Origin of the sequence: Streptomyces sp. NBC_00390 (assembly GCF_036057275.1) — a bacterium.
Classification (GTDB): Bacteria; Actinomycetota; Actinomycetes; order Streptomycetales; family Streptomycetaceae; genus Streptomyces.
Genome location: NZ_CP107945.1, coordinates 3,624,202 through 3,639,583 on the forward strand (window position 1 = coordinate 3,624,202; position 15,382 = coordinate 3,639,583).

The window sequence follows — 15,382 nt, forward strand, 5'->3', positions numbered from 1 at the left end:
TCCGCCCTATGCGGCGACCGCTACGGCCGGCTTCGCGTCGGCCACCGCCTCGTACGCATCCGCGCCGTCGATCGGCGAGGAGGTGGCGGCGTTGTACGCATCACGGTCGAGGATCTCCTCGCGGGCCGCGACGAGCACGGGCACCAGAGCCTGGCCGGCCACGTTCGTCGCGGTCCGGATCATGTCCAGGACGGGGTCGATCGCCATCAGCAGACCGACGCCCTCCAGCGGCAGGCCCAGGGTGGAGAGGGTCAGCGTCAGCATGACCGTCGCACCGGTCAGGCCCGCGGTGGCGGCGGAGCCGACGACCGAGACAAAGGCGATCAGCAGGTAGTCCTGGACGCCCAGCTGCACATCGAAGATCTGCGCGATGAAGATCGCGGCGAGCGCCGGGTAGATCGCGGCACAGCCGTCCATCTTGGTGGTGGCCCCGAACGGCACGGCGAAGCTCGTGTAGTTCTTCGGAACGCCGAGGCGCTCGGTGACCTTGACCGTGACCGGCATCGTGCCGACCGACGAGCGGGAGACGAAGGCCAGCTGGATGGCGGGCCAGGCCCCCTTGAAGAACTGCAGCGGGTTGACCTTGGCGACGGTCGCGAGCAGCAGCGGGTAGACGCCGAACAGCACCAGGGCGCAGCCGATGTAGACGTCGGCGGTGAAGGTCGCGTACTTGCCGATCAGGTTCCAGCCGTAGTCCGCGATGGCGAAGCCGATGAGGCCGACGGTGCCCAGCGGCGCCAGGCGGATGACCCACCACAGGGCCCTCTGCAGCAGTTCCAGGACGGACTCGCTCAGGGCGAGGATCGGCTTGGCCCGGTCGCCGAGCCCCAGGGCGGCGATACCGGCGACGACGGCCATGAAGACGATCTGAAGGACGTTCAGCTCGGTGAAGGGCGTGATGACGTCCGTCGGGACGATGCCGGTGAGGAAGTCGATCCAGGAGCCGGAGCCCTCCGGCAGCTTGCCGTCCTTCGGCGTGAGGCCGGTGCCCGCGCCGGGGTCGGTGACCAGGCCGATGACCAGGCCGATGGCGACCGCGATCAGCGATGTGATCATGAACCAGAGGAGGGTGCGGCCGGCCAGCCTCGCTGCGTTGTTGACCTTACGCAGATTGGTGATCGACACCAGGATCGCGAAGAAGACGAGTGGCGCGACGGCCAGCTTCAGCAGCTGGACGAAGATCGAGCCGACCTGGTCGAGGGTGTCCTTCAGCCAGGCGATGTCCTGGCCGCGGGCGAGCCAGCCGAGCAGGACGCCGAGCGCCAGACCGGCGACGATCTGGGCCCAGAAGGGGATCCTCGGTATGGGGAACCTCGGTATGCGGGAGCCGGAGCCGGACGGCTTTCCGGCAGGGGCGGACGCGGTGTTCGCGGACACGGACGCACTCCAGAAGGGCGTGAAAGGGCACTGAAGGGGGATGGGGGTGCGGCGTCCGGTGCGCGAGACCGCGTGGCGCCGCTGTGTGATGCCGGGTCGAACCCAGGGACAAGCCCTAGCGGCAACAGACCGCGGACATACAGCGGCACAGATCGACATGCAGGCGCGCCACGAGCGGGATGCTCGCGGCGTCGTCAGGGCGCGCTGCTGTCTTCACGCCGACACGTTAACACTTGAACTTTGAGAACCTCAAAGCCACCCTTTGGGGCTGTCGGCCCCGGCCCGTCCCCCTTACTGGGAGGCGGCGTCCTCCTGGGTGCGGTTGGCCTCCAGCCGGGCCTTGGCCTTGTCGACCTTGGTCACGATCTGCTCGGACATGGCGTCACGCTGCTTGCGCAGCAGCACGAAGCTGAGCGGCGCGGACAGGACGAGGGCGAGCAGGAGGACCCAGACGAAGTTCGACTCGCCGAGCCCCTTGGGCAGGATGCCGTACTGCACCAGGCCGGCCACGACGACGAAGCAGCCGACGAAGATCGCGAGCCGCATGGCGGTGTACTTGAGTGCGGCGCTCGTCTTTCCAGCGGACACGGCGGGCCTTCTCTCTGCAAACGACAGACGTGCCCGTCCAGTGAAGCATGCCGCCAATGGATCAACTCAGGTGGATCAGTTCAGGGGCAGCAGCATCATGATGTCGTCCCGGTCGTCGCCCTCGGCGACGCGGATCGCGCCGGGCACCCGCCCGACCTCCTTGTAGCCGCAGGAGGCGTAGAACCGGTCGGTGCCGGTACCGCCGCGACAGGTGAGCCGTATCGCTTCGATGCCGTCGAGACCGCGCGCCGCGTCGGCCGCCGCGGCCATCAGATCGCGCCCGTACCCCTTGCCCTGGTGCCGCGGGTGGACCATCACCGTGTAGAGCCAGACCCAGTGGGTCATCAGCCGGTGCGCGTTGAGCGCGAGGAACGCGGTGGCGGCCACCTCGCCGTGCTCGTCGTAACCGACGAGCAGCCGCATGCGGCCCTCGGCCATGGCCGTCAGATGCTGCCGCCACTGAGGCCTGATGTCGTCCGCGGTGACCGGCGGCACGAAGCCGACGGCGCCGCCCGCGTTGGAGACATCGGTCCACAGGGCGAGGACGCCGCGGCCGAGCGCGGGCCCGCCGCGGGGGTCCAGTTCGAAGGTGAGGGCCATGGCGCCGATCGTAGGAAACGGAAACCCCGGCATGCACCGGGGTTCCGCCGGTCGAGACGGCGCATCGCCGCGCCGCCTCAGATACGCATGGGCTGCGGCGACTCGCGCCGGTCGGCGTCGGGGCCGGGGTACTCGCGGATGATCTCGTACCGGGTGTTGCGCTCCACCGGGCGGAAGCCGGCGTCGCGGATCAGGTCGAGCAGATCGTCGCGGGTGAGCTTGTTCGGCGTGCCGTAGTTGTCCGCGTCGTGCGTGATCTTGTACTCCACGACCGACCCGTCCATGTCGTCCGCGCCGTGCTGCAGCGCCAGCTGTGCGGTCTGGACGCCGTGCATCACCCAGAAGACCTTGACGTGCTGGACGTTGTCGAACAGCAGCCGCGAGACGGCGAAGGTCTTGAGCGCCTCGGCCCCGGTCGCCATGCTGGTGCGCGCCTGGAGCCGGTTGCGGACCTTGCCGTCCTGCATGTCGACGAAGTCGTGCTGGTAGCGCAGCGGGATGAAGACCTGGAAGCCGCCGGTCTCGTCCTGCAGTTCACGCAGCCGCAGTACGTGGTCGACGCGGTGGCGGGGCTCCTCGATGTGCCCGTAGAGCATCGTGCACGGGGTCTTGAGGCCCTTCTCGTGCGCGAGGCGGTGGATGCGCGACCAGTCCTCCCAGTGGGTGCGGTGGTCGACGATGTGCTGCCGCACCTCCCAGTCGAAGATCTCCGCGCCGCCGCCGGTCAGCGACTCGAGACCGGCCTCGATCAGCTCGTCGAGGATCTCGGAGGCCGAGAGCCCGGAGATGGTCTCGAAGTGGTGGATCTCGGTGGCGGTGAAGGCCTTCAGAGAGACGTTCGGGAGGGCCTTCTTGAGCTCGGACAGCGAGCGCGGGTAATAGCGCCAGGGCAGGTTGGGGTGGAGCCCGTTGACGATGTGCAGCTCGGTGAGGTTCTCGTTCTCCATCGTCTTGGCGAGGCGGACGGCCTCCTCGATACGCATCGTGTACGCGTCCTTCTCGCCCGGCTTGCGCTGGAAGGAGCAGTACGCGCACGAAGCGGTGCACACGTTCGTCATGTTGAGGTGACGGTTGACGTTGAAGTGCACGACGTCGCCGTTCTTACGGGTGCGCACCTCGTGGGCGAGACCTCCCAGCCACGCCAGGTCGTCCGACTCGTAGAGGGCGATGCCGTCCTCGCGGGTCAGCCGCTCACCGGCCCGGACCTTCTCCTCCAGCTCGCGCTTGAGGCCCACATCCTGGACAGATGCAGTCATCGGCCGCCTCCCATGTGTCTCGTAACAGGCTCCGCCCACCGTATCCCTAGCTCTCCTCAGGCAGTTCGCCGACCCGGTTCTCCCACTTGGTGGAGAGCACGATCGTCGTCCGCGTACGGGACACCCCGCGGGTCCCCGAGAGCCGGCGGATCGTCTTCTCGAGCCCGTCGACGTCGTTCGCCCGAACCTTGAGCATGTACGAGTCGTCGCCCGCGATGAACCAGCAGTCCTCGATCTCGGCGAGGTCGCGCAGCCGTCGCGCCACGTCCTCGTGGTCGGCGGCGTCGGAGAGCGAGATACCGATCAGGGCCGTGACGCCGAGGCCCAGCGACGCGGCGTCGACGGTGGCGCGGTAGCCGGTGATGACGCCTGCGGCCTCGAGGCGGTTGATGCGGTCGGTGACGGAGGGGCCGGAGAGCCCGACGAGCCGGCCGAGTTCGGCGTAGGAAGCCCTGCCGTTCTCACGCAGGGCCTGGATGAGCTGCCTATCCACGGCGTCCATATGCCTGAGCCTTCCATTATTCAGCGATACCGCAAGTTTACGTGTAGAATCTAAGGCATGCAGGGTCGACACCCTGCGAATCATTCAAACGATCAGACGATCCATACAGATCAATACAGGAGATGACACTCATCGTGTACACGATCGAGATGGCCTACGCCCACATGCGACAGCTGCAGGAGCTGGCCAACCGCTCGCGTGCTCACCACCCGGAAGCCGCCCGCCGGGTCGACAGGACGCGCCGGCCGCGTCTCGCCAAGAAGCGCTAATCGCCTCCGGAACCTCCCCCTCGCTCCGCCGGGAGGTTCCCCCGCAGCTCTCCTTCCCAACGGCGGTACAGCCGGTGCGGGACCCCTGCCGCATCGAGCACCCGCCCCGCGACGAAGTCCACCAGGTCCTGGATGTGTGTCGCCCCCGCGTAGAACGCCGGCGAGGCGGGCAGCACCACGGCGCCCGCCTCGTCCAGTGTCACCAGATGCTTCAGCGTCTGCCCGTTCAGCGGGGTCTCCCGCACGGCGACGACCAGCTTCCGCCGCTCCTTGAGGGTCACTCCGGCGGCCCGCTGCAACAGATCCTTGGAGAGCCCCAGCGCCACACCCGCCACACAGGCGGTGGACGCGGGCACGATCAGCATCCCCTTGACGGGGTACGACCCCGATGACGGCCCGGCGGCGAGATCCCCCGCGGCCCAGTGCCGTACGCCGTCGACATCAACGGCGAACGTGTCGGGCTTCCCGTCGGCGCCCCGCGCCAGCCAGTTCCGCAGGTCGTCGCGCCAGTGGGCGTCACGGAACGCGATGCCGGTCTCGTCCAGGAGAGTGAGCCGGGAGGCCCGGCTGACGACAAGGTCCACGCTCTCACCGGCGGCGATCAGCCCGCGCAGCACGGCGGCGGCGTACGGGGTGCCGGAAGCACCGGAGACTCCCACGACCCACGGCCGGCGACTGTTCTCTTCCTGCGGCTCCACACGGTGAGCCTATCCGGCCTCCGATGGCCGGAACCGAGTAAGGTGCCCCGGACGTTGAGGGGGAGGGAAAGCGCATCACCTCAGGGGGACCGTCATGGCAGACACGCAGCTCGAACGGAGCGGGACCGAGCGGGCCAAGACGGCCGGCATGGTGATGGTGGCCTGGGTGGCGCTGCTCTGGGCGTTGGAGGCCATCGACATCGCGACCGGCCATGCCCTCGATCCGTACGGGGTCACTCCTCGCGACCTGAGCGAGCTGCGGGACATCGTGCCTTCCGCCTTCCTCCACGACGGTTTCGGCCATGTCGCCGCCAACACGGTCCCGTTGCTCGTACTCGGCTTCCTCGCGGCGCTGCGCGGCATACGCCGCTTCGCCGGTGTTGTCGCCATGATCATCCTGGCCGCCGGTCTGGGAGTCTGGCTGACCTCCCCCGGCGACACCGTCTCACTGGGCGCGTCGGGCGTCGTCTTCGGCCTCTTCGGCTATGTGGTGGTCCGCGGCTTCGTGGACCGCGACGCCGTGGACGTGGTGGTCGGCCTGGTGATCGCGGCGCTCTACGGCTCGATCCTGTGGGGCGTGCTGCCCACCGACGCGGGCATCAGCTGGCAGGCCCACCTCTTCGGCCTGCTGGGTGGAGTAGGGGCGGCATTCGCCTTCCGGCGGCGCACCTGCCCCTCGCCGGCGGGCTGACACCGGGACAGGACCTAGACGGTCAGACCGCGCACCAGCAGATCGAGCAGAGCGCACACGAAGAGCGCGATGCCGATGAACCCGTTGACCGTGAAGAACGCCCTGTTCAGGCGGGACAGGTCGTGCGGCTTCACGATCGTGTGCTCGTAGAGGAAGGCCACCGAAACGATCGCCAGGCCCAGCCACAGGAACAGGCCCGCGTCCGTGGCGAGCGCGTACCAGACCAGCAGCGCCATCGTCACGGCGTGAGCGGCCCGGGCCCCGTACAGCGCCGCCGGGATGCCGAAGCGGGCCGGCACCGACTTCACGCCGTGGGCACGGTCCGCCTGGACGTCCTGGCAGGCGAAGATCAGGTCGAAACCGCCGATCCAGACGCCGACCGCAAGTCCAAGGATCACCGCGTCCCACGACCACTCCCCGGTGACCGCGATCCACGCGCCGACCGGACCCATGGCCTGGGCCAGACCGAGGATGGCGTGCGGGTAGTCCGTGAACCGCTTGCCGTACGGGTAGACCACCATCGGGATCACCGCGACAGGGGCCAGTGCCAGGCACAGCGGGTTCAGCAGCGCCGCCGCGCCGAGAAAGATCGCCAGCGCGATCCCGGCCCCGGTCCAGGCGGACTTGACGGAGACGGCACCGGTGACCAGTTCGCGTCCGGCCGTGCGCGGGTTACGGGCGTCGATCTCCCGGTCGATGATCCGGTTGGCGGCCATGGCGAAGGTCCGCAGGCCCACCATGCAGACGGTGACGAGGAGCAGCGTCCACCAGCGCACGCTCCGGTCGGCCTGGAACATCGCGGTCAGGGCGGCGATGTACGCGAAGGGCAGCGCGAAGACCGAGTGCTCGATCATCACCAGGCGCAGGAAGGCCTTGGTGCGTCCGGGCTGCGGTACGGCCGCGGCGGTGGAGGTCACAGCCCGTACTCCTTCCAGCGACGGTCCACCTTCGCCGCCGTCTGTGGGTCCGACTCGACCATGTCCGGCCAGCCGCCGTCCCGGGTGTACCCCTCCTCGGGGAGCTTCTTCGTGGCGTCGATGCCCGCCTTGCCGCCCCAGAACTGCTGGTACGAGGCGTGGTCGAGATGGTCCACCGGGCCCTCCACAACCGTCAGGTCTCGGGCGTAGTCCGTGTTGCCCAGCGCGCGCCAGGAGACTTCGTGCAGATCGTGGACGTCGCAGTCCGCGTCCACGACCACGATCAGCTTGGTCAGCGACATCATGTGCGCACCCCAGATCGCGTGCATGACCTTCTGCGCGTGCTTCGGGTACTTCTTGTCGATCGAGACGATCGCGCAGTTGTGGAAGCCGCCCGACTCCGGCAGGTGGTAGTCCACGATGTCCGGAACGATGATCTTGAGCAGGGGCAGGAAGAAGCGCTCCGTGGCCCGGCCCAGCGGACCGTCCTCGGTCGGCGGGCGGCCCACCACGATCGACTGGAGCAGCGGGCGCCGCCGCATCGTGACGCAGTCGATCGTCAGCGCCGGGAACGGCTCCTGTGGCGTGTAGAAGCCGGTGTGGTCGCCGAACGGGCCCTCCGGCAGCATCTCGCCCGGCTCCAGCCAGCCCTCCAGCACCACCTCGGCATTCGCCGGGACCTGCAGCGGGACCGTCTTGCAGTCGACCATCTCGATCCGCTTGCCCGCGACGAACCCGGCGAACAGATACTCGTCGATGTCGCCCGGCAGCGGCGCGGTCGAGGCGTAGGTGACGGCCGGCGGGCAGCCGAAGGCGATCGCGACCGGCAGCCGCTCCCCCTTCTTGGCGGCGACGGCATAGTGGTTGCGGCTGTCCTTGTGGATCTGCCAGTGCATACCGATGGTGCGTTTGTCATGACGCTGGAGCCGGTAGAGGCCGAGGTTCCTGACCCCCGTCTCCGGGTGCTTGGTGTGGGTGAGACCCAGGTTGAAGAAGGATCCGCCGTCCTCGGGCCAGGTGAACAGCGCGGGCAGCCGGTCCAGATCGACGTCGTCGCCGTGCAGGACCACCTCCTGCACGGGCGCGTCCTTCACCTTCTTCGGCGGCACGTGCACCATCGAGCCGAGCTTGCCGAACGCCTCGCGCACCCCGACGAACCCGTGCGGCAGCTCCGGCTTGAGCAGCCCGCCGATCTTGTCGCTGATCTCCGCGTACGACGTCAGGCCGAGCGCCTTCAGCAGCCGCCGGTCGGTGCCGAAGACGTTCATCGCCAGCGGCATCGCGGAGCCCTTGACGTTCTCGAACAACAGGGCCGGGCCACCCGCCTTGTTCACCCGGTCGACGATCTCCCCGACCTCCAGAAAGGGGTCCACTTCGGCCTTGATGCGCTTCAGGTCGCCGTCGCGCTCCAATGCCCGGAGCAGGGAGCGAAGATCGTCGTAAGCCATAGGGCCAAGTATCTGTCACCCGTTACCCTGGGGCCGTCACCGGGGCCGTGGAACACGGCCTGCACGTTGCTTCCAGGGGGCTGTCGCACATGTTCAGGGCATTGCTGTACATCCTGCCGCTGGCGTTGACGATCTACGCGTTCATCGACTGCCTCAACACCCCCGAGGATGAGGCCAAGCACCTTCCCAAGGTGGTCTGGGTCATCATCATCCTGCTTTTCTGGATCGTCGGGCCCATCGTCTGGTTCGCCGCCGGCAAGATGCGGCGCGCCCCGGCCGGTGGCCGCACGCCCTCCGAGTGGCACCGCAACCACCGCATGGAGTGGGTCGCACCGGACGACAACCCCGACTTCCTGAAGTCGCTCAAGGAGGAGAACAAGAAGGACGAGTCCCTCCTCAAGGACTGGGAGGCCGATCTGCGCCGCCGCGAGGAAGAGCTCAAGAAGCGCGAGCAGGGCGACGACTCCGAAAAGTCCTGACCGGCCGCCTTCCGGAGGGCCGGGAACGGTCCCGGCAGACAGGTCCCGCCCCGGACGGCGCCACGCGCGGCGCCACGTGAAGTCGCTGCCCCGTGCCGGACGCCGCGCCTGCGACGCTACGGGCGGAGCACGCGAGCGGTCCACGAGGCAGTGGGACGCCCTGCCGACGGCATGCACCGGACGGAGCGAACCCATGGCGCACAGCACGTACGAGCAATGGCTGGCGACAGCCGTCGAGGAGGCCAGGGCGGGGCTCGCCCAAGGCGGCATCCCGATCGGCGCCGCTCTGTACGGCGCGGACGGCACGCTCCTGGGACGCGGCCGCAACCGCCGCGTCCAGGACGGCGATCCGTCCATGCACGCGGAGACCTCGGCCTTCCGCGCCGCCGGCCGGCAGCGGTCGTACCGGGGTACGACCATGGTGACCACCCTCTCACCGTGCTGGTACTGCAGCGGTCTGGTGCGGCAGTTCGGCATCTCCCGGGTGGTGGTCGGCGAGGCCGCGACATTCCACGGCGGCATCGACTGGCTGGCCGGACACGGCGTGGAGACCGTGGTGCTGGACGACCCCGAGTGCACGGCGATGATGCGCGACTTCATCGCGGCCCGGCCCGAGCTCTGGAACGAGGACATCGGCGAGGACGGCTGACCTGCCGTCAGCCTCCTGGACGTCCCGTGACCTGGCCGGGGCGGCGCGGCGGCGTGACGGTCACCGGCGACCGTCCTGCGGTCCCGGAGAGGACCGATCACCTCCGGGACGGACCGCCGACCGGGCCCCGAAGCGGCGTCCGGCGCGGGGTTCCTTGCCCGACAGATCCGGGCGCTGGAGAGTTGAGGGGTGACCATCCCCACCATCGATCTGCGCCCTTGGTTCACCGCGGACCCCGCGGCCCGCGCCCGGACCGCCCAGGTCGTCGACCTGGCCCTCCAGTCGGCCGGGTTCCTGCTGGTCACCGGGCACGGCGTCGACGATGCCCTGCGCCGGCGGATCCGTTCGGCCGCGCGTGAGTTCTTCGGGCTGCCGGCCGCCGTGAAGGAGCGGTACGAGGTACGGGTCGGCGAGCGCGGCTGGCTGGGCCCCGGCGCGGAGGCCAACGCCTACGCGGAAGGCGTCGAGACCCCGCCGGACCTCAAGGAGTCGCTGTCCTTCGCGGCCGACGAGCCGACCGGTGACCCGGCGGTCGACGCGGAGTGGTTCCTGCCCAACACATGGCCGGACGAGGTACCCGCGCTCAGGGCCGCCGTCACGGAGTACGTCGCGCAGATGCGGGTGCTGTCGGACCGGCTGCTCGAACTGCTCGGCGCCGCACTCGGCGAGCCGGAGTCCTTCTTCACCCGGCACACCGGCCACTCGACCTGGGGTTTCAACATCAACTGGTACCCGAGCAGACACGCGCTGGGCACGCCGCAGCCGGGCCAGTTCCGGATCGGCCCGCACACCGACTTCGGCACCGTCACGGTCCTGGACCGCGAGGCCGGCCGCGGCGGGCTGCAGGTGTTCACGGACGACGACGGCTGGCAGGACGCGCCGTACGACCCGGCTGCCCTCACCGTCAACATCGGGGATCTGATGGCGCGCTGGACGGGCGACCGCTGGCGGTCCGGCCGCCACCGGGTGCTGCCGCCGCCCGCGGACGAGCCGTCCGAGGAGCTGATGTCGCTGGTCTACTTCTACGAGTGCGATCCGGGCACGGTGGTCAGGCCGCTTCCGGCGCCCAAGGGGCAGGTCGCCTACGCTCCGGTGGACTCGCACGCGTATCTGCGGGCCAAGCTGGATTCGATCTCGGTGCCGCGGGGCGGTTCCTAGGCCCCTTTGGCGTAGGACTCCCGCAGCTGCTCCCAGCGCTCGGGCGTCCAGGTCGACCAGTCCGTGGTCGGCTTCCCGCCGAGCGCGTCGGCGAGCAGTTCGAAGTGGTTGTGCCAGCCGGCCAGACAGTCGAGAAGCACGTCCTTTGTGCACCCGAGCTCGTTGGTGAAGCGCAGTACGGTGCCGTCCTCGCCCTGCGGTTCGAGGTGGAAGCGGATCCGGCCGTGCACGGTGACCGTGTACTCGGCCACCCGTTCCATGTCCCAGGCGGTGACGGTTCCTTCGGCGACGGTGTGGCGGCCGTCCGCGTCGGCGTTCAGCCAGCGCAGGACAACCGCGCCGCCGATTCTCGGTTCGAGCGGGTCGGCGGCGCAGAGCCAGGTCGGCAGGCCTTCGGGGGTGGCGACGGCGGCCCATACCCGTATCACCGGATGCGGCAGCCGCAGCTCGAACCGCATGAGGTGAGTGCCGTCTTCCCGGGTCTCACTGGTTCCCTGGGGGATCGCCTGACTCATGACTCAAGCGTCGCCCCCCCGAGGCGTGAGCGCTACCTCACTCGACGCCCGCGTACGAGTGCAGGCTGTTCACGAACATGTTCACGCCGTAGTAGTTCCACAGGAAGCAGAGGAACGCGACCAGCGCGATGTACGCGGCCTTGCGGCCCTTCCAGCCGGCGGTCGCGCGGGCGTGCAGATACGCGGCGTACGCGACCCAGGTGATGAACGACCAGACCTCCTTGGCGTCCCAGCCCCAGTAGCGGCCCCAGGCGTCGCCCGCCCAGATCGCGCCCGCGATGATCGTGAACGTCCACAGCGGGAAGACGGCCGCATTGACGCGGTAGGAGAACTTGTCGAGCGAGGCAGCCGCCGGCAGCCGCTCCATGACCGAGGTGGCGAAGCGGCCGGGCTTGCCGCCGAGCGTCAGCTTGCGCTCGTAGGAGTCACGGAACAGGTAGAGCGCGGCGCCGACCGCGCCCAGGTAGAAGACCGCGCCGCAGAAGATCGCGGTGGAGACGTGGATCCACAGCCAGTACGAGTCGAGGGCGGGAACGAGCTGGTCGCTCTCCGTGTACAGGTAGGTGACGGCGAAGCCGAGGTCCAGCAGCACGGTGGTGATCAGCGGCAGTCCGGCCCAGCGGACGTTCTTCCTGGCCAGCAGCAGCGCCAGGTACACACCGACCGCGACCGTCGAGAAGGTCGTGGAGAACTCGTACATGTTGCCCCAGGGCGCGCGCTGCACCGACAGGGCGCGGGTGAGCACGCCGCCCGCCTCCAGCAGGAAGGCGAGCACGGTCAGGGACACCGCGATCCGGCCGTACAGATCGCCCTTCTCGGTGCCGCCGTGCGCGCCGGGGCCGTCGGGCACGTCACGGGTGCCGCTCACGGCGCGCGTGATCACCTTCGGCTTGTCCAGAACGGTGGTACCGCCCGCGCTCCTCACCTGGACCGCGGGGGCGGCGGGCTGTGCCGCGCCCGCGGGTGCGGTCAGCGCGGCCGCGGTACGAGCCACCTTGCTGCGGCTGCCGAAGATCCACTCGGCGATGTGCGCGAGAAAGGCCAGCGTGTAGACGGCCATCGACGAATAGATCAGGTAATTGCTGATCTGCGCCAGATTCTCGTTGGTTGCGGCGGCGAGAGTCACTTCTCAGCCCCTTCGGCAGGAACATCGGCGGGTACATCGACTGGTTCAGGCGCGGTCGGCGCCTGCGCGTGCAGGGTGGCGGCCAGGTCGGCCAGCTCTTCGGGAAGCTTCGCCGACTCGCTCCGGCCGAGGCCCGCCATCTCCACGACGGTGACCCCGTCCTCGCCGCGCACCGCCCGCACCCAGATCCGGCGGCGCTGGATGAACAGCGAGCCGACGAGTCCGGCGATGGCGGCGATCGCGCCGGCCAGCGCCCAGCCGTTGCCCGGCTGCTGCGAGATCTGGAAGCTCGCCCACTCCTTCACCTCGTTCTCGAAGGTGATGGAGCCGGCGCCGTCCGGGAGCTTCATGGTCTCGCCGGGCAGCAGGCGCGCCTTGAGGATCTCCCCGCTGGGGTCCTTGAACTGCTTCATCTTGCGGGTGTCGAGCTGGTACACGTTCTGTGGAAGTCCCGCGTCGACGCCGAGGCTGCCGTGGTAGCCGGTGAGCGCGAGCACCGGATACTCCAGGCCCGGGAACTGCGAGAACATGTTGCCGTTGCCCGCGCCGGCGAAGGTCGGCACGAAGAAGGCCTGGAAGCCGAGCTGGTCCCTCGTGCCGTTCTTGTCGCGGTAGCCGTCCATCACCTTGATGGCACCGGTCGACGTGACGTTGTTGTCGATCGGAAGCAGCGGCACCGCGCCGCTGAAGACGACCTTGCCCTTGCCGTCCCGGACCGTGACGACCGGGGCGTAGCCGTGCGACAGCAGATAGACCTTGGTGCCGTCGACGACCAGCGGCTTGTTGACCTCGATGACGGACCTGCGGTCGGGGCCGGTGCCCTTCGACCAGGTGACGGCGGCCTCGAAGGTGCGCGGGGTGCCGCGCTGCGGCCTGCTCTTGGCGTACGTACCGGTGAAGCTGTCGAGCTTGAAACTGAACGGCACCAGTTCGTCCGGCGTGAACAGGGAGCCGGACTTGAAGTCGTCGTACATCGGAAGCACGTTGGAGAAACCGTCGCCCTCGACGACGAGTTTGCCGCCTTCGGACTTGAACAGCTGGCCACTGGCGAACGCCACCAGCATCACGATCAGGGCGACATGGAAGACCAGATTGCCCGCTTCGCGCAGATAGCCCTTTTCGGCGGCAACCGCGTCACCGGCCGCATCCGCGCGGAAGCGGCGCTTCTTCAGCATCACGAGCGCCGCCTCGCGGACCTGCTCGGGCTCGGCCTGGGTGCGCCAGGTGGTGTACGCGGGCAGCCGGGTCAGCCGCTTGGGCGCGCCCGGCGGCCGGCCGCGCAGCTGCCCGACGAACTGCCAGCTGCGCGGGACGATGCAGCCGATGAGGGAGACGAACAGCAGGATGTAGATCGCCGAGAACCACACCGAGCTGTAGACGTCGAAGAACTGGAGTTTCTCGTAGACCGGCGCGAGGACGTCGTGCCGCTCCTTGAACGCCTGTACCTTCAGCTCGTCCACGCTGTTCTGCGGGATGAGAGAACCCGGGATCGCGCCCAGGGAGAGCAGGAACAGCAGGATCAGCGCGACCCGCATGGACGTCAGCTGGCGCCAGAACCACCGTGCCCAGCCGATGACTCCGAGGGCCGGACCTCCGATGCCGTCCTTGTCCTCGCCGGGCGCGGTGGACAACTGGGCCCCGGCCGCGCCGAGGTCCTGCTGCTCTGCCGCTTCGGTCTTGCTCATCGAACTCAGATCCCCACCTGGAAGCCTTGTGCCCAGCCCTGCATCTCCTGCACAAGGCTGTCCCACGCACCTGTGAGCAGCAGCAGACCGGTCGCGATCATCATGCCGCCGCCGATCCGGATCACCCAGACGTAATGCCGCTTGACCCAGCCGAACGCGCCGAGCGCCTTGCGGAAGGCCACCGCGGCGGCGATGAACGGGAGGCCGAGCCCCAGGCAGTACGCGACCGAGAGTACGGCCCCGCGGCCCGCGCTCGCCTCGCTGAGAGCCAGCCCGTTCACTGCCGCGAGGGTGGGTCCGACGCACGGCACCCAGCCGACGCCGAACAGGGCACCCAGCAGCGGGGCACCGACCAGTCCGGTCGCGGGCCGCATGTGGAAGCGGAATTCGCGCTGGGTGAGCCAGGGCATCAGGCCCATGAAGAACACGCCCAGCAGGATCATCAGCACACCGAGGACTCTGGAGATGATCTCCCGGTGTCCGAGGAGGGTGTTGCCGAAGTAGCCGAACAGGGCGCCGCCGGAGACGAACACGACCGTGAAGCCGAGAACGAAGAGGGACGCGCCGCTGACCATCCGGCCGCGCCGGGCGTCCGCCAGGTCGGTCCCGCTGACCCCGGTGACGTAGGAGAGGTAGCCGGGCACCAGCGGCAGTACGCAGGGCGAGAAGAACGAGACGAGGCCGCCGAGCAAAGCGATGGGCAGCGCGAGCACCAGTGCCCCGTCGCGCACCGTCTCGGTCACGCCGGGCGCCGCGGCGAGAACTTCCACAGGATCACTTCTCCGCGATCAGCGGGTCGAGCATCTTGCGGAGTCCCTCGTCGTCGAGCTCCTTCAGCGACCGCGCCGCCATCTTTCCCTCGCGGTCGAGGACGATCGTGGTCGGAACGGACTGAGGATTGAGGCTGCCCCTGGGGAAGCCGTTGACGAGGAGCTTTCCGATCGGGTCGTACAGACTCGGATAGCCGACACCGTAATCCTTCTCGAAGGCGATCGCCGGGCCCTTCTCGGTGTCCCGTGTGTTGATCCCGACGAATTGGACGCCCTTGTCCTTGGTCTCCTTGGCGACCTTGGCGAAATACGCCGCTTCGGCACGGCAGGGCCCGCACCACGATCCCCAGACGTTCAGTACGACGACCTTGCCCTTGAAGTCGGCGACGTCGAGCTGCTTGCCGTCCAGGGTCTCCCCGGCGAGCTTGTTCGGCGCCACGCGCTTCCCCTTGGCGACGGTGTCGATGCCGCCGGTGTTGGTGACGAAGTTCGTGTCACCGCCGCCGCCCGACTTCCCGCCGTCGCCACAGGCCGACAACGTGAGCGCGCCGACGGCGACCAGGGTGGTCAGCAGGGCGGCGCGAGGGGCACGGCTTAGGCTCATGTGAAAAGTTTCGCATGGCCCTGCCGGGGATCTTCCGCACCCCCCTCGAT

Annotated in this window: 18 protein-coding genes; 5 read left to right on the forward strand and 13 right to left on the reverse strand. The window is 68.8% G+C overall.

The genetic code is table 11. The annotated features are described in order from the left end of the window. Positions 1–6: 6 nt before the first annotated feature. The 5 genes from OHS70_RS15545 to OHS70_RS15565 all read right to left on the reverse strand — a co-directional run bounded on the left by OHS70_RS15545 (position 7) and on the right by OHS70_RS15565 (position 4,323). Positions 7–1,377, reverse strand: coding sequence for a dicarboxylate/amino acid:cation symporter (locus OHS70_RS15545; protein WP_328397831.1), 1,371 nt, complete (start codon positions 1,375–1,377; stop codon positions 7–9). A 291-nt stretch (positions 1,378–1,668) separates the two neighbouring features. After that, complete coding sequence (locus OHS70_RS15550; protein WP_328397833.1) at positions 1,669–1,965, reverse strand: DUF4229 domain-containing protein; 297 nt, start codon at positions 1,963–1,965, stop codon at positions 1,669–1,671. Between the two features lie 75 nt (positions 1,966–2,040). Further along, the gene (locus OHS70_RS15555; RefSeq protein ID WP_328397835.1) at positions 2,041–2,565 is read right to left on the reverse strand and encodes a GNAT family N-acetyltransferase; all 525 of its coding nucleotides are present in this window, start codon (positions 2,563–2,565) and stop codon (positions 2,041–2,043) included. A gap of 77 nt (positions 2,566–2,642) precedes the next feature. After that, positions 2,643–3,821: an aminofutalosine synthase MqnE gene (gene mqnE / locus OHS70_RS15560; protein WP_328397837.1), complete on the reverse strand. Its 1,179-nt coding sequence runs from the start codon at positions 3,819–3,821 to the stop codon at positions 2,643–2,645. A gap of 46 nt (positions 3,822–3,867) precedes the next feature. After that, entirely contained in the window at positions 3,868–4,323 is a 456-nt protein-coding gene (locus OHS70_RS15565; RefSeq protein ID WP_328397839.1) for an Lrp/AsnC family transcriptional regulator, read from the reverse strand. Positions 4,324–4,445: 122 nt separating this feature from the next. On the opposite strand from OHS70_RS15565, the gene OHS70_RS15570 reads away from it, so the two are divergent. Next, positions 4,446–4,592, forward strand: coding sequence for a hypothetical protein (locus tag OHS70_RS15570; RefSeq protein WP_328397841.1), 147 nt, complete (start codon positions 4,446–4,448; stop codon positions 4,590–4,592). On the opposite strand, the gene OHS70_RS15575 is transcribed toward OHS70_RS15570, so the two are convergent. Continuing rightward, the gene (locus OHS70_RS15575) at positions 4,589–5,290 is read right to left on the reverse strand and encodes a UbiX family flavin prenyltransferase (RefSeq protein ID WP_328397843.1); all 702 of its coding nucleotides are present in this window, start codon (positions 5,288–5,290) and stop codon (positions 4,589–4,591) included. The genes OHS70_RS15570 and OHS70_RS15575 overlap by 4 nt on opposite strands. Positions 5,291–5,384: 94 nt before the next feature. Here OHS70_RS15575 and OHS70_RS15580 point away from each other — a divergent pair, with 94 nt between their 5' ends. Next, entirely contained in the window at positions 5,385–5,981 is a 597-nt protein-coding gene (locus OHS70_RS15580) for a rhomboid family intramembrane serine protease (protein ID WP_328397845.1), read from the forward strand. Between the two features lie 14 nt (positions 5,982–5,995). Here OHS70_RS15580 and mqnP read toward each other — a convergent pair whose 3' ends face one another. Further along, positions 5,996–6,898, reverse strand: coding sequence for a menaquinone biosynthesis prenyltransferase MqnP (mqnP, locus tag OHS70_RS15585; RefSeq protein ID WP_328397847.1), 903 nt, complete (start codon positions 6,896–6,898; stop codon positions 5,996–5,998). After that, positions 6,895–8,346, reverse strand: a complete 1,452-nt coding sequence (locus OHS70_RS15590) for a menaquinone biosynthesis decarboxylase (RefSeq protein WP_328397849.1) — start codon at positions 8,344–8,346, stop codon at positions 6,895–6,897. The genes mqnP and OHS70_RS15590 overlap by 4 nt, the downstream gene beginning before the upstream one ends. An 89-nt stretch (positions 8,347–8,435) precedes the next feature. On the opposite strand from OHS70_RS15590, the gene OHS70_RS15595 reads away from it, so the two are divergent. The 3 genes from OHS70_RS15595 (at position 8,436) to OHS70_RS15605 (ending at position 10,632) form a co-directional block, all read left to right on the forward strand. Further along, the gene (locus OHS70_RS15595; protein WP_328397851.1) at positions 8,436–8,825 is read left to right on the forward strand and encodes a PLD nuclease N-terminal domain-containing protein; all 390 of its coding nucleotides are present in this window, start codon (positions 8,436–8,438) and stop codon (positions 8,823–8,825) included. A 193-nt stretch (positions 8,826–9,018) separates the two neighbouring features. Further along, entirely contained in the window at positions 9,019–9,474 is a 456-nt protein-coding gene (locus OHS70_RS15600; RefSeq protein ID WP_328397852.1) for a nucleoside deaminase, read from the forward strand. A gap of 189 nt (positions 9,475–9,663) precedes the next feature. Further along, the gene (locus OHS70_RS15605) at positions 9,664–10,632 is read left to right on the forward strand and encodes an isopenicillin N synthase family dioxygenase (RefSeq protein WP_328397854.1); all 969 of its coding nucleotides are present in this window, start codon (positions 9,664–9,666) and stop codon (positions 10,630–10,632) included. On the opposite strand, the gene OHS70_RS15610 is transcribed toward OHS70_RS15605, so the two are convergent. From OHS70_RS15610 to OHS70_RS15630, 5 genes are read right to left on the reverse strand one after another with little or no spacing between them, the layout of a single operon-like run. Further along, a complete protein-coding gene (locus OHS70_RS15610; protein WP_328397856.1) occupies positions 10,629–11,147 on the reverse strand; it encodes an SRPBCC domain-containing protein in 519 nt (172 codons plus the stop codon). The two genes, OHS70_RS15605 and OHS70_RS15610, sit on opposite strands and share 4 nt — an antisense overlap. Positions 11,148–11,184: 37 nt before the next feature. Beyond that, on the reverse strand, positions 11,185–12,273 hold the full coding sequence (gene ccsB, locus OHS70_RS15615; protein WP_328397858.1) for a c-type cytochrome biogenesis protein CcsB: 1,089 nt from the start codon (positions 12,271–12,273) through the stop codon (positions 11,185–11,187). Beyond that, positions 12,270–13,958, reverse strand: coding sequence for a cytochrome c biogenesis protein ResB (gene resB / locus OHS70_RS15620; RefSeq protein ID WP_328397860.1), 1,689 nt, complete (start codon positions 13,956–13,958; stop codon positions 12,270–12,272). Before resB ends, ccsB begins: the two co-directional genes overlap by 4 nt. A gap of 5 nt (positions 13,959–13,963) precedes the next feature. Further along, a complete protein-coding gene (locus OHS70_RS15625) occupies positions 13,964–14,728 on the reverse strand; it encodes a cytochrome c biogenesis CcdA family protein (RefSeq protein ID WP_328397862.1) in 765 nt (254 codons plus the stop codon). A gap of 4 nt (positions 14,729–14,732) precedes the next feature. Then, positions 14,733–15,332: a TlpA disulfide reductase family protein gene (locus OHS70_RS15630; RefSeq protein ID WP_328397864.1), complete on the reverse strand. Its 600-nt coding sequence runs from the start codon at positions 15,330–15,332 to the stop codon at positions 14,733–14,735. Positions 15,333–15,382 lie beyond the last annotated feature (50 nt).

What these genes read in the sequence shown, in the direction of transcription:
- OHS70_RS15610 (WP_328397856.1), bottom strand. Translation starts at nt 11,147, where the DNA reads ATGAGTCAGGCGATCCCCCAGGGAACCAGTGAGACCCGGGAAGACGGC.
- OHS70_RS15555 (WP_328397835.1), bottom strand. Translation starts at nt 2,565, where the DNA reads ATGGCCCTCACCTTCGAACTGGACCCCCGCGGCGGGCCCGCGCTCGGC.
- OHS70_RS15590 (WP_328397849.1), bottom strand. Translation starts at nt 8,346, where the DNA reads ATGGCTTACGACGATCTTCGCTCCCTGCTCCGGGCATTGGAGCGCGAC.
- OHS70_RS15565 (WP_328397839.1), bottom strand. Translation starts at nt 4,323, where the DNA reads ATGGACGCCGTGGATAGGCAGCTCATCCAGGCCCTGCGTGAGAACGGC.
- OHS70_RS15600 (WP_328397852.1), top strand. Translation starts at nt 9,019, where the DNA reads ATGGCGCACAGCACGTACGAGCAATGGCTGGCGACAGCCGTCGAGGAG.
- OHS70_RS15580 (WP_328397845.1), top strand. Translation starts at nt 5,385, where the DNA reads ATGGCAGACACGCAGCTCGAACGGAGCGGGACCGAGCGGGCCAAGACG.
- mqnE (WP_328397837.1), bottom strand. Translation starts at nt 3,821, where the DNA reads ATGACTGCATCTGTCCAGGATGTGGGCCTCAAGCGCGAGCTGGAGGAG.
- OHS70_RS15570 (WP_328397841.1), top strand. Translation starts at nt 4,446, where the DNA reads ATGACACTCATCGTGTACACGATCGAGATGGCCTACGCCCACATGCGA.
- OHS70_RS15595 (WP_328397851.1), top strand. Translation starts at nt 8,436, where the DNA reads ATGTTCAGGGCATTGCTGTACATCCTGCCGCTGGCGTTGACGATCTAC.
- resB (WP_328397860.1), bottom strand. Translation starts at nt 13,958, where the DNA reads ATGAGCAAGACCGAAGCGGCAGAGCAGCAGGACCTCGGCGCGGCCGGG.
- OHS70_RS15630 (WP_328397864.1), bottom strand. Translation starts at nt 15,332, where the DNA reads ATGAGCCTAAGCCGTGCCCCTCGCGCCGCCCTGCTGACCACCCTGGTC.